Origin of the sequence: Enterovibrio gelatinilyticus, from assembly GCF_028683095.1 — a bacterium.
Taxonomy (GTDB): Bacteria; Pseudomonadota; Gammaproteobacteria; order Enterobacterales; family Vibrionaceae; genus Enterovibrio; species Enterovibrio gelatinilyticus.
On record NZ_JAJUBC010000009.1, the window covers coordinates 83,165 to 97,111 of the forward strand.

The window sequence follows — 13,947 nt, forward strand, 5'->3', positions numbered from 1 at the left end:
TCCTTAGTCATGACGTTAGTAGAGCGTACGAGAGAGCTTAAAGCCTCTGAAAATGGATGCCGTGAACGGATTGCTATCGGCTTCCGAATGCAATCTGTACATCACGTTACCTCGGTCAACATTGAAGCGATAATCGACACTGGTGGATGTTGAACCCACCACTTCCGCTTCTTCAAGCAAACGGAAGAATGCCCACGGGCCACGAATACTGATACTTCGGGGTGAAGAATTAGCCGCTACAGGCACCAAGGTCAGTTTGCTGACCGCAGATTCACGTAGCGTATTTGGCCAAATCAAACCGACGTTTTTACGCGGCCCATGGCTATATTCAACATACTGACCATCTATATTTATGACTGATCGGCGTTTATTGGCACTGAGTTCAACAGGTTCCAGAGTGAACTCTACATCCAGTACACCTTTTCGATTGAAGAAGGCTTGTTGAATCTGACGGGCTGAATCTAACTGATTGAGAACATCAGCACGGATCAATGTTTTCTCACCTTCGGCTGTATCAAAATCGCCCGCATCTTCAAGGAACATCTTCAAATTGTTCTCATAAAACTTGGTCAATATGCCATTCGGCGCAAAGAAGGACTCAAAGTCTTCCAGCGCAACGTCTTTCGATGATGCTGGGTTGAACGGGTAACGAGATGCCAACTTGGTGCGGAATTCGTTATACACATCATTAGTCCAACGCACTTCAAGGTATCGAATCGCTTCTTGACGAATCACATACCAACTCTCATCCGCCAGCTTTTTCAGCATCGAATCATAAGGCTGTGGCATACCTGTCGCGATGCGCTCCAACACATAGATAGGGTCAGCGCTGTTTAACGTCAGTCTCGCCTTTGTTGCTTCAAGCGCGGCTTTACCCACATCAGGAGAATCATTGATTGATTTCATGTAAGCGGTAAGTTGAGACACCGCATCCACGACTTCATCAAGATAAATAGGCTTACCCGGCTCCGTCGTCGCCAAGCCGTTTAGCTCTGAAAATTGATTATCAACCAATGCGGCAACACGGTATCGCGGCGATTTAACAAGTTCATCGCGCGCGGCATCGTTGTCAGGCAATGGCGGAAATAAATCCGTGTTGTCAGTCACTTCTTCGAGTAAACGGTGCAATGGTTGGTTATTGCCCGTAATGCTCTCTAGCACCAATACCGCGTTGTGGATGTCTGGGAAGTATTTGATGTCTACGTCATTCATTGCGCGACGCCAGCTGTCGGAGTAATCAGCAATGTACTGGCTGCGAATTTTCTCGCGAAGCACACGCTTATCTTCGTCTGAAAAATCGATTGATTCAGTCTGGCCAAGTACCCAGCTGTCCACCAGCGCTAACTCTGAAACGGAATCTGATTCAGGAATGAAAAAACTGGTGAAACCTTTCTTGGTCAAAATGCGCGGAATTTCGAGGTCTTTACTCTCTTCTGTTCGCTGCGTAAACACCACGTCAAACACTGGGCCAATAGCAGTTGCCAAATTGACTGGCGCACCAAGCACTGATGTAGACGCCTGTTTGAGGTTACGATAAACCCGCTGTTCTATTGGCATTCGACTAAGTTGGCGTTGTGTCGATGCAATCAACCCATCATACGGAGCAAGAATAGCTTCAGCGTCATCTTGCCCATCTAAGCGATCACCCTCTAGATCCGTGTGCTGCATCGCGTAATCAAGGTGCTGCATCAAGCGCTCTTGAGTTTGACGATCGCCAGGATATTGCTCTTGCCACTCTGCCGCGAAGAAGTTTTGCACCATGTTTTGATAACGACCCTCGTCATTGGTCATCATTCGGAACACGCGCAATGCAGTCAACCTCTGTTCATCGTCCTGCGCGTCTGCAATTTCTGCTGCTGCCGTTTTCAATAATGCTGGCAAATAGCGATTTTCGAGCAAGCTTAAGTATGTGCGCTCCACTTCTGGACCAATAACATGACCTTGATACAAACCCAAGTCAGAGAGATGCTCTGGCTTATCTCGAAAGAAACCAAATTCCAGCGTTGCCTGTCGAATGGTATCAAGAGGTGCAAGAATATCGGCACCATCATCAATCACGACATCAGAGGTGTAGTTGGTTTCGTATTCATTCACCTTGGTTAACACCGCATCAGCTTGGTTGACGTTCTTCAAATAATATTGATGCCATGAACCAATCAGCAATACTGAGGCTATCGAGCACGCAACCACAGAAAGCAACATAACTCGGCGCTTTGTTTTTGCCACACGAAAATTATCTGACGCCAAGCCTGCTTCGGGATAAATCACTTTGCTGAACAGTTTTTGCGTGAAGTAGGTTGTCGAATTATTCGCGTTTTGCGCACTGTTTACGGCATGAGAAATACCGTAACGACGCGATGCGGAATCAATAAATGCATTGGTCGGCACGCCCTGCTGATACACAGAGGTAAAATACACGCCCCGCACGAGCGCAGACGTGGAGAATTGATCACTGCCAAATGCATCTTGCAGGAACTGCTTCATGACATCATGAAGACCCGCCATTTGACGACTGAAGCTATATATCGCGGTACGATCTTCGCTGTCATATGTTTGCATCAGAATGGAAGGCAACATCGCGTTAACGCGTTCTACAAACCCACCAAAATCTTTATCAAATTCATTCAGCCAACTGTCGAGATCATCAACCGAGTCTAGGGTGAACGTGAAGCCCAGCACTTCTTCACGTTCTGCTTTGCTGCAATGACGGAAGAAGGGTTCAAAGCCATGCAAAAGATCGAGCTTAGTGAGCGAGACATATACTGGCAAACGTGTCGAAAGTGTTTCCATGAGTTCACGTAAACGTGCCCTCAGCAAATTGGCATACGCGCGACGCTCGCTGGTTGTGGATGTCGCCAAGTTTGCTACGTCCAGAGCGATCACCACACCATTCAACGGACGACGACTACGCGTTTTCTCTAGCCACTTGATAAAGTGGAGCCATAAACGACGCTCAAGCTCACCTTCCCCATCGTTACTGGTAGCACGTTGTGTCAGCAGTTCACCATCTGGGTCGATCAAAACAGAATCGTCACCAATCCACCAATCGAAGGAGAAAGGGTTTTCGCTTTTCTTACCTGAGGCACGCATGACCGATGAGAAAACAAAATTCTGACCGGAGCGATTAATTAGGCTTGTCTTGCCTGCATTTTCTGGACCCAACACTAAGTACCAAGGCAATGCATACAAATAATTACGCTTGTTTAGGCTCTTATGCAGCGCCGTCATCACTTGGTTTAGTTCTGACTCTTGACGTTCTTCAAATCGCTGAATGGGATCTTCTTGAAGCTGACGCTCTCGCGCTTGGTCAGCATGGTAGCCTTTGAGTTTTCGCCACTGCAAAAAGCCCCAGAGCGCTAGCCAAGCAAGGGAAAATATAACACTGGTAATAGCACGCGCAGTGATCGACGCGAGTGGTTGACTGTCGTTAATGGTCAGCCAAGGGCCGGCCCACCATATAGCGACATTGAGCAACACAAAAATAGCCACCAATAAGATTGGTAGCCCCGCTTTCATAGCTGGCAGCATTTTCTGTAGAAGCGATTTGAACTTGCTGAACATAATGTTTCGATCCCTGATTTTTATTGTGCTTTCGCTATATTTTCGAGCCGCTGAATCAGCAATGGCTCCCAGTCAACCAACGACGTTCTGGTCGTCTGTTCTAACAAAATCTGATATTGCTGCTCTGCCATGGCAGACAGTTGATGACGACGCATGACATCAGCAGATAGCATGCGCCAGTAAAATTGATCTCGTGGTTCTGTTGATGCTGACAACCCATCGTTAAGCATGGCGAGTGCAACAGACAGACCGCCCTCGTCCGCCAAGGTAAAGGCTTCTTTTCGCTTTGCATCCCAATCAGAAATCCCAGACGAGCCTGTGCTCGAGGTCTCTCCCTCATTTAACCAACGACGCGTTTCATCATTGACAAACGGCGCCCCACCCTTGAACTTGAGCTCTGCGACCAAAGGAAGGCGTTTTACAAAAGCACGGGTTTCGCTGGCAATGGTGTCTGCCCATTCAGCATTACCCAGTTTGAGCGCGATGCGATAACTGAGAAAATGACCGTCAATCCAATACGGCGCGACAGTGAGACTCTGTTCGACTTTGCGCCAAAGAGCATGATCAGCACCGCGATTTAGCTGCTCTTCATATTCTGAGATACGATCAAGCGATACTGGCATTAATTGGGTTTCGCCATTGGCTTCCGCTTCGGGTACGGAGGTGATAGAAAACCATACCGAAAAGCGACGTAATCGCAGCGACAGCGCAATGCCGCCGCCGTCTAGCTCAGACACAAACTCAGACACTTTAAGAAGCGTTTGCTTCACGGCGCGATCTGAACTGCCATCAATTTCAAGTTTTCCAACGTTTGCGGCCGGTGAAGGTGCATTCGATGTCGGCGAGGATTCCGCACTGGTCGTAGCTTGCACGACGCGTTCGTTTTGCGTGAGCCGACGCTTCATGAGCGCCGCAACATCCTCTACCCCTTCGATAGGCAGATCATGCGCACTGGCAGCGCTTTCCAACTCACCCAGTGCCGTGTTGAGTTGTTCTTTTTGTTCTGCATCGAACATCGATGCATCAATTTTCTCCGCCGCTTTTTCTGTTCGCTGGATAATCTGCGAGAAGAATTTCCTACGAGGTAAAACACCTCGAGGACCCGGTGCTGGATGGCAGGTTTCCCAGTAATGCTGGATAAAATCTGCCAGTACAAACAGTGACAGCGTAAATCGCTCAGGTGACGCTTGATACTGGAGGCATTGCAACAAGTGCGTGAGCAGTTTGAGGTCTTTTGTACTATTTTCCATCAGCTTCAATGCACTTTGCTCGGCTTCTCCCCACTGCACTTCCGTGTGGGATAACGAGCCGACCTTCATCATTTGCCCTTCAACAAAATCTAAAAGCACATCCTCTAGTAGGCGCTCTCCCACGGGATTGTCACCGGCTATAGGCTTGGTAATACGTTGACGGTACGTTTGCATATCCATTAGCATTTCCTACCAGCGACAGACTTGGCGCATTGGGGCTATCGTTTTTTTGAGCGTCGATGTATCGAAGGTCAAATTCCCAATCGCATCCAAATCAGAACGAACAACGGCGCGTGGTCCTGACATCAAAGCGCTCATCACTTCAATCGCGGGCAAGCCACGTCCTGCCCTCATGATGTTACCAGTGTCATCGCTCAGCCATCGTTGCGTCACACTGGAACTTGCCGATGTGGTTACCGCGGCCTTTCCTGCCGAGGTTGCAGTCGGTAACACCAACTCCACTCGGCTGATATTATCGATACAGCTAAACATCAAAATGGGCATTTCAGACCGTTGTTGGTTTCGATCAGGCAGAGCTGTCGCTGTCATCCACATCCCTGATTTGGGTTCTTTCATATCGACATAACGTAAAACAAACCCGCCATCTTCCTCTCTGTCACGCTCACTGCGAGTGGCGCGCTGCCATGCTTCTGGCTTAAGTGCCACAAATGTGGTTTCCGTGGCTTTCTTCACTGGCGTATTGAATAGGTTGTCAAAGCAAGCGAGTCTTTCTAAGCGTCCAAAAATATCCGCACACACCTTGGCTTGAACCAACACCTCACTCGCAGCCATTTTGCCGTCAGAATCCTCTTTTGCAGACACCGTTATGGGGGAAAGCCAGCACGCGAATACAAATGAACCCACTACCATCGTTTTGGCCAGACGCATGATTAACTTATCTCCATTTTCAAACACTTATGTGCCAATGTGCGCTTAGGTAACCCCAAGCTCTCCGCGGCCTTTGTACGGTCGCCATCAAAGCTAGTTAGGCGCGATCGAATAACACTGATTTCGAAGTGTTGAACAGCGGCTCTTAGGTCCTTGATATTGGTGAGATCAACGCCGATAAAACTCTCATTTTCCACTTCATCAACATTGGGTAACGACGTGGTGCGTTGTTCAAAAACATGCTCACCAAAGCTCTCAGCGGAAATTTCTTCTCCGTTAGGTGTCATGGCGCAGGCATATTCAATAAGGTTACGAAGTTCACGAACATTGCCAGGAAAGTCATGACGATTTAGCAAGTCGATAGCGGCATAACGAATACCAGTGATACCCACACCAGCAGCTTGGTTATAGGTATTGATGAAGTGGCGACATAGCTCTGGTATATCCGCTTTGCGAGCAACCAAAGCAGGCACAAAAATCGGAAACTGATTGAGTCTATAGAAAAGATCACGACGAAATTCATTGCTCTCCGTCTTCTCTTGCATTGCGACGTGGGTTGCTGCCACAAGACGAAAATCAACACGAATTTCTTTAGACCCACCCACAGGACGATAACTACGTGTCTCTAAAACACGCAGTAGTTTGGATTGCAATGCGAGCGGCATATCTCCAATTTCATCGAGGAATAAAGTCCCGCCATCGGCGTCAGCGATAAGGCCGGACTTATTGCGGTCGGCACCAGAAAATGCCCCTTTCTGGTGACCAAAAAGTTCACTTTCCAGAAGGTTTTCAGGGATTGCCGCACAGTTGATCGCCACAAATGCGTTGCCCTTACGGTCAGACAGTTCATGAACAGCACGCGCAACCAACTCTTTTCCAGTTCCTGTTTCGCCACAAATCAACACATTGAGAGACGACTGCGCAGCCGTCACCACCTTGTTCCGCATTTCCTGCATCTGTGCACTTTCACCAATCAAGACGCTTTTCAGTTCAAACGCTTTCTCTCTGTCCTTTTCATCTCGACGAATTTCAGCGATTGAGGTACTCAGCACCGAAATCTGACGATACTCCTCACCAAGATCGGTAATCATCTGGCATTGGTTTGTAAATATTTCACAGGTACGCGCCCACTGATGATCAGCCAATAAACTGCTTAACACGGATGCAGGCCCTGTCATCACCATGAGTGCATTAATGCGCTTCACGCCAGGGGGTAGAGGCATGATCAACACACTCTCCCCTTTCGAACGCAAAGACATCAGATCTATAAACGCGGGGTTTTCTAACCAATAATTTAGCTTCGCGGGGTCAAGTAGCATGGCAGAAGCCGATTGAAACACATGGGCAAACGGATGTGTGAAATCGTCTACTTCCCACTGATATCGGCTTTCATTGCCTTGCGCACAGAGCTTTCTTCCCTGCTCGCAAGGAAACATCACCCAAACATGTGAAACGCCAAGCGCCGCTTCCACCTGTCGCGAGAATGCGGCCGTTAACTGGCCTTTATCCCGCGAGTGGGTGATAGACGCTGCAATGGAAAGCCAATCAACCATTGTTTAAATGACCTCGCTAACGAATTCGCCGTCTTCCGCTGTCAAGCGAACACATTGAACAGGTTCACGCGCCGCCAATTTATTGAGCAATGCCAAAGACACAGGTGGCAGCAATTGGCCTTCAATAATGGCTTCAAGCATACGCGCCCCATTTTCTGCGCGGGTCGCTCGACGCTGAATTTCGCCAATCAATGCATCATCAATATCTGTTTCCGCTTTGTATCGTTGCTCGAATACCTTAACCAAACGCTGAAGCTTGCCTTTGATAATGGCGTTTAACGTATCGCCATTCAGTGGCAGATAAGGAACGATTTCCATACGAGCAAGAAGTGCAGGCTTAAAGAACGCTGCCAACTCTGGATACAGTTGCTCTTCGAGTTCATCGGGCTGCTCGGCAAAATCCACAATAGTTTGGTAGCCCAGGTTAGACGTGAGGAAAAAGACAACATTTTGGCAATCAATAACACGCCCTTCGCCATCGGCTAATTCGCCCTTATCGAATGCTTGATAGAACAGGTTCAACACCTCAGGGTGCGCTTTTTCGACTTCATCTAGCAGTACAATCGAGTAAGGCATTTTACGAATTGCTTCGGTTAAAATACCGCCCTCTCCATACCCGACATATCCTGGCGGCGACCCAATCAAACGCGAGACCGTGTGTTTCTCTTGGTATTCCGACATATTGATGGTGGTCAAAAACTGCTTTCCTCCGTACAACAACTCAGCGAGTTGCACCACGGTTTCAGTTTTACCGACACCACTTGGCCCCACCAGTAAGAATGCACCTTTCGGGCGACCAGGACGACGCAGATCAGCGCGAGCTGTCAGCAAGTGACGATGAATACATTTGAGCGCAACATCTTGCCCTTTAATTTGAGCGCCAAGCAGATCAGGTAGATGCGTAATTCGGCTTAGTTCATCAGTATTCATTTGATCAACAGGAACACCGGTCCAATCACCAATCACCTCGGCAACTTGCTGTGCATCAACGTGAGGATGAACCAAGCGATGGTTGTGTGGAATCGCATCGAGTTCTCGGTAAAGGGTTTGCAATGACGAGCGAATATCGTCGCGTTGCTCTTCGGTCAGCGGCTCTTCATCGTCGGCTGGCACGGCAAGGATCTGCTGGCGTTTCTCGACGATGTCATGTACTAAGGCTTTTTGATCTTGCCACGCTTCACGTAATGACGCTTGCTCTTGCAGGTCATTTGCTTCGTCAGCTTCCAGCGACGCCAATAGTTCGTTATCTACGTCATAGCCGAGCTGCGCTTGGCGACTTAACATATCTATTTGACGCTGACGCTGAACAGTTTTGGTTTCAAGCTCCGCTAGACGACGCGGCGGAGAAGTGAGATTTATCGCGATTCGGGCGCAGGCGGTATCTAGCACATCAATGGCTTTATCCGGCAATTGTCGTCCTGACACATAACGCTCAGAAAGCTCGGCGGCCGCAACTAAAGCATCATCGCTGATAAGTACTTTGTGTGCTTTCTCATAAACACCATGAAGACCACGCATAATATCTACAGCTTGCGCACTGCTCGGTTCATCTAACTTCACCAATTGAAAGCGACGACTCAGTGCAGGATCTTTTTCAAAGTACTTTTTGTATTCTTTCCACGTTGTGGCTGCCACTGTTCTCAGTTCGCCGCGGGCAAGTGCGGGTTTAAGTAAATTAGCCGCATCACCACCGCCCTCTTGCGCACCTGCGCCAATCAAAGTGTGGGCTTCATCAATAAATAGAATGATCGGTGTTGGGGACGTTTTCACTTCGTCAATAATGGCTTTGAGGCGCTTTTCAAACTCGCCTTTCACCGATGCACCTGCTTGTAATAACCCCAAGTCGAGAGACATAAGGTCGATGCCTAGCAGAGATTCCGGGACATTCCCATCCACAATGCGCTGAGCTAAACCTTCCACGACCGCACTTTTACCCACGCCCGCATCGCCAACCACAATCGGGTTGTTCTTACGACGACGGCAGAGAATATCGATCATCAGGTTTATTTCATCGTCTCGGCAAAGCACAGGATCAAGCTCCCCTTGCCTCGCCATAGCAGAAAAATTGGTACAAAAACGCGCTATCGCGGTCTCAGCTTCGGCTGCAATCGGGGTGTTACCGGATTTTGATGAGGATTTAACCGCGGTTTCAGAAGATGTTTCAGTAATACGGTCAAAGTGCTTTTTCACTGTCTCACGATTCACCGATTCTAACTGTCGAATCACGTTAAACGGTAAATAACGGTCTGGGCGCATCAGTGCCGCCAGAAAAATGATGCCCGAACGAATCTCGACATGACCCATCTCTGTTGAACCCAAAAGCCATGCATCTTGAAGCAATTCCACCAAAAGCGGTGAAAACGAAGGCGTGCTTTCATGGGCAATTTCTCGGCTCATGGAATCGCCGGTCAATTGGCGAATATGGCTGTGATCGATCTCGGCGCTATTGAGCAACATGCGCACATCACACAGAGGGTTTTCAAGTAGAGCAAACAGTAAGTGCTCCGTCGTTACTTCAGGGTTCTGACGTTCAATGCTCAATGCGCCCGCTTGCTCTAATGCCAGCTTGGTTTGCGGGTTAAGTTTGCCAATTAGCGTGTGAAGTTCGATTCGAATCACGGATTCACCTGTTATTGAAGAAGTTGACTAAGTTGTGCGAGTACGCCAGATGTTTTGCTATTTAGTGCCAGTGAATAACCAATGAACACCACCACCAATAAGGTCGCAAAGCCTGCAAAGATCGTCCAAACCGGCATTTGCTTACTTAGACGATATTTGGTCGAAACCACATTGTCGGCAGCGCTGGTGAGTGACGATGGTTCGTTGTCTTCCAACTGACGTAACAATTGATGAAGTTTGGTGATGACCTTTTCGTACTCTTCTCTGCCCTTTTCCATCACTTTGTAGCGACCTTCAAAACCCAGTGTTAGGCACAAGAAAATGAACTCAAGAAGGGGCTTGTACCGTTCTGGTTCACTTTCCAAACGCGACAAGATCGTGAACACTTTCTCACCGCCCCACGTCTCGTTGTGAAAACGCGTTAACAATGAGTGTTCAGCCCATACACTGTCTGCGCCCCAAGGTGTGCTCATGATCGCTTCATCCACAAACGAACAAAGGACATAGCGGTATGCAAGTATCACCGCGTGGTCGTAGTTCTTTTCCGTCAGTTCAACTTCAATGGCTTTCACTTCTTCAACGGCTTGTTTGTAAATAGCGTCCACGTTGTGGCACTCGGATAACTTTCTCACTCGCAGTGCCATACCAAGTAACGGTGTCGCAGCATCAATCAATGGGTTGATGTTATCGCCACGTAACTTGAACCAGTAATCCTGATCAGCGTCGATGTTTGCGGCTTCATCGAACAAAAGATGGTCGTAATGGCGTTCGCGATCGGGGGTATCGATATACATTTCAGCCATGACTTAACTCCTTATTGCCCAGAACTGCAGATCGATGTCTGGGAAGTTCCCTGCGACGTGGAAGGCGAAACCACTGGCGTTGGCTAACATGCCCCACGCAGCACTGGTTTTGTCCAATTGGTAATAGGTGTACCCCGCGTGATAAGGCAATTGTCGCGGTGCAACTGGCAATGGCGAGATGGGAATCCCAGGTAATTGAAGCGAAATCAGCTCGCGGATTTTCTCAACCGAAGCGACTTTGGTTTGTTGAACAAACAACTTGCGCAATTCTTCCATCGGCATGCGTGCACGTACAGCCAATATAAAGTCAGCATCGCGAACCATTGATGGATCTTGAAGCGGCGCAACCATGAGGCCGTATTTGCGTTGATGCAGTTGAATCGATACCGCTCTAGGCTCAAGCACGATGCTCAACGATTGACGAAGACGTGTCATCACAGGTCGGAATGAACCAACGGGCAAGTCATGCTGATAGCTACCAAACTCCGGAGCCATTCGGCTTTCATCCGTGAAGGTCGCTAATTCACCACACATAGACGACAAGGCTTCATAGAGACGCTCTGGGTGAAGGCTTCGCAAACGTGAAAGGTGCTGAAGTTGAGGTTGCATACGGTTAAGTGATTGCAACAACATGAAGTCTGATACATCGGCAACCCCGCCTTGGCTTGGCGCACCAATACGCTGTGAGATGTTTTTGGCTCGCTCACGCATTAGCCCTGCCATTTCACCGATAAAGCGGTGTAAAGCTGACACGGCACTCACATTGATGTGACAAGGAAGAAAGCTTTCATCCAGCAGCACACTGCCATCAGGACGTTTCTCAAGAATACGAGCGATCGCAATTGACGCATACGCACTGCGATCTTCTTTTTCCAGCATCAAACGCAGGCTAACAGGGCTGACATCAATTGGAGCCATGTCGCCTTGGTAGGTGTGAATGTCTCGTACTTCTTGGCTCGTCGACACATAACGGCCAGAGCCCGCGCCTTCTGGCCAACTGACTTCGGTGATCGAATCGCTTCGCAGTGGGATTGCCAGATAAACAATCTGATTTGCGAGTGAGCTATCTGCCACTTCTAACGCTTCAGGTTGAATGTCTTCCTGAGGAATTCGAAATACGGTGCCGTCGGGCATAATGCCTGTCGCACTGTCCAACGCGATGCGGCCAAAGCTTAGGTATTCCGCATTTAACGTCATTTCAGAAATACCATAGAGGTAACGACTAACCGCCGAAATCCTTTCGTCTAACACATATTCCATATTGCGTTGTTGCTGTTGAAAATGCTGTGGCTTAACGAACAGCCCCTCGTTCCATACAACACGGTTTCTCGCTGACATCTTTATTCCACTTTATCGAGTATGACTTCGTTCGTGTCGATGAAGAAAAGCAGGTGATACTTCCTGCCGATTGGGAGGATCTTGACGACTTTCTTCCATTCACTCACATCAGGGTCGGAATACCGCACCATGGTGGCGATGTAGCGGGTGTCATCTTCAATCTCAAATTCATCGACGAATTTGAACTGGCCCGGAACCATTGAATAATCACGATGGTCGACGTAATTGCTTTTCAGTGCGCCCTCAGCGTCTTCCGCCAATTGCTCAAAATCTGACGACAAGAACATGGAGTCGTCTTCTAGCTCAAAGACCTGCACTTCAACTGGCGTCGCGTCACCACTAATGTTTGGGTTTACGTTCCCTGTCGCCACGATGCTAAATGTCACCGTAGTCGGCTGATCTTGCGGGAGATCTGACCCCGCACAACCCGCGAGTTGTAGCAAGACCAGTAAGGCAATCAGACGTAACATCACGTTAGACCTCCAACTGCTTCTCACGAAGCTTGCGGTCATAGGCTTGATCGAACACTTCCCAAAACAGTTTCTCGAACCCTTTCTGCCTATCTGACGTCAATTCGTTGTAATAGCTTTTGTACATGTTCCACGCCCATGCATCAGCGGACTCTGGAGTCACTTGTCCAGGGCGGCGATATGCACTAAATCGACGCATCAACACATCGGGTGAGAAGGCACGAAGTATCTGACCGAGTGCTTCGATTGTCGCGATTTGAACGGCCTCGTTATGATGACGCACGTTAGTCAGGCTCTCACTAATCGCCGAGGGGGCAGACAAATGTACGGCACTACGATCACGGTCGAACATCGTCTCAACCGTTTCTTGATATGGCAGACCAAGACGAAGTGGGTTGTCTTCAATCGGTTGAAGGTTTTTATTCATCACCCCGTAGCGGCTTTCTTGCACTTGACCATGCAACTCCAACAAACCTCGAACCGCAGCTTGAAGTGACGCTCCTAACTCTTCTGATAGTGCTTGCATTTCAGCCATGTTGTTGGTGTTTCCAGCTTGCGCACCCAACCCCCTTAACATAGGCCCAACCACTAAGTGGTTAGTGTCATCAGCGGATACGTTTGCACTGTAATCACTACCTGAGTAACCAGTAAACGCTTGCTCACCATGACCCTGTTCCGCGGCGTCCTGCTTTGCATAGTCTTGCCCGACTGCTCGTTCAAGGCGCTCAAGTGTTTTGTCATCCATAAGGGAATCCTCGTTGGTTAAAGTCTTTTTCAAAGTGATGGCAGAACTCATTTCATATTCGCTGTCGGCGTGAACAGTCCTTTCACTTCCATGCCATTCTTTGTCACGAGCGAGCAAATAGTCTTCGCGTTCTTGGTGTGGGGTTGGTGATTCCGTTTGATCGCTCAAAGGGTCGATCGTGGACGTGTTAGATGCTTGTATGGCGTCTAGTGCAGCAAGAGGGTCGTCAATGGCATCATCTTCTTGTATCTCATCGTCATCGTTTTCTATATCAGAACCAATGTCTTCTGCTCGATGCTGATGTAAGAACACATTTTCCAAGCCATGTTGCCCGACGGCCATACCTTCTTCAGTTAAGTGAATCCGGATTTCGTAAGGGCCAATAAGGACCATGTCGTTATCGTTCAGACGCACTGTTCTTCGTGCACCAACTGGCATGGTTGCCCCATTCATATAGCTCGCACCACGGGCATCCAAGAGACACAATTGACCATCCACTTCAACAATCTCGGCATGATGAGAAAACACGCGACCTTCACGGTCACGAAGGTGCCAATCATCTGAAGGGCTAGCGCCCAGAGTTCCACCACTCTGTGAAAACGTGTGAGAGGCCGACAAACCCGCCTCAAGGTGCTGAGTGTTCGTAACAACAAACGTCGCTTGCAAACGTGCTTCTTGACGTTCACTTTCCGTGCCCGAATAGTGTTGTGACATAGTTCC

9 protein-coding genes are annotated in these 13,947 nt (G+C 48.7%); all 9 read right to left on the reverse strand.

Features of this window, described 5'->3' with window-relative positions; all coding sequences use genetic code 11:
• Window positions 1-15: 15 nt before the first annotated feature.
• From tssM to tagH, 9 genes are read right to left on the reverse strand one after another with little or no spacing between them, the layout of a single operon-like run.
• Window positions 16-3,561 carry a type VI secretion system membrane subunit TssM gene (tssM, locus tag LRP50_RS09635; RefSeq protein ID WP_420791214.1) on the reverse strand — a complete coding sequence of 1,182 codons (3,546 nt, stop codon included), beginning with the start codon at window positions 3,559-3,561 and terminating at the stop codon, window positions 16-18.
• Window positions 3,562-3,581: 20 nt separating this feature from the next.
• Window positions 3,582-4,991 (reverse strand): type VI secretion system protein TssA, encoded by a 1,410-nt coding sequence (gene tssA, locus LRP50_RS09640; protein ID WP_274164253.1) that lies wholly within the window; start codon window positions 4,989-4,991, stop codon window positions 3,582-3,584.
• Window positions 4,992-5,000: 9 nt separating this feature from the next.
• Complete coding sequence (gene vasI / locus LRP50_RS09645) at window positions 5,001-5,699, reverse strand: type VI secretion system-associated protein VasI (protein ID WP_274164254.1); 699 nt, start codon at window positions 5,697-5,699, stop codon at window positions 5,001-5,003.
• 2 nt (window positions 5,700-5,701) lie between these two features.
• Window positions 5,702-7,252, reverse strand: coding sequence for a sigma-54 interaction domain-containing protein (locus LRP50_RS09650; protein WP_274164255.1), 1,551 nt, complete (start codon window positions 7,250-7,252; stop codon window positions 5,702-5,704).
• 3 nt (window positions 7,253-7,255) lie between these two features.
• Window positions 7,256-9,871, reverse strand: coding sequence for a type VI secretion system ATPase TssH (tssH, locus tag LRP50_RS09655; protein ID WP_274164256.1), 2,616 nt, complete (start codon window positions 9,869-9,871; stop codon window positions 7,256-7,258).
• A gap of 11 nt (window positions 9,872-9,882) precedes the next feature.
• Complete coding sequence (icmH, locus tag LRP50_RS09660; protein ID WP_274164257.1) at window positions 9,883-10,674, reverse strand: type IVB secretion system protein IcmH/DotU; 792 nt, start codon at window positions 10,672-10,674, stop codon at window positions 9,883-9,885.
• Between the two features lie 3 nt (window positions 10,675-10,677).
• Window positions 10,678-12,012, reverse strand: coding sequence for a type VI secretion system baseplate subunit TssK (gene tssK / locus LRP50_RS09665; protein ID WP_274164258.1), 1,335 nt, complete (start codon window positions 12,010-12,012; stop codon window positions 10,678-10,680).
• A gap of 2 nt (window positions 12,013-12,014) precedes the next feature.
• Window positions 12,015-12,482 (reverse strand): type VI secretion system lipoprotein TssJ, encoded by a 468-nt coding sequence (gene tssJ, locus LRP50_RS09670; RefSeq protein ID WP_274164328.1) that lies wholly within the window; start codon window positions 12,480-12,482, stop codon window positions 12,015-12,017.
• Between the two features lie 4 nt (window positions 12,483-12,486).
• On the reverse strand, window positions 12,487-13,941 hold the full coding sequence (gene tagH, locus LRP50_RS09675; protein WP_274164259.1) for a type VI secretion system-associated FHA domain protein TagH: 1,455 nt from the start codon (window positions 13,939-13,941) through the stop codon (window positions 12,487-12,489).
• Between the last annotated feature and the right edge of the window lie 6 nt (window positions 13,942-13,947).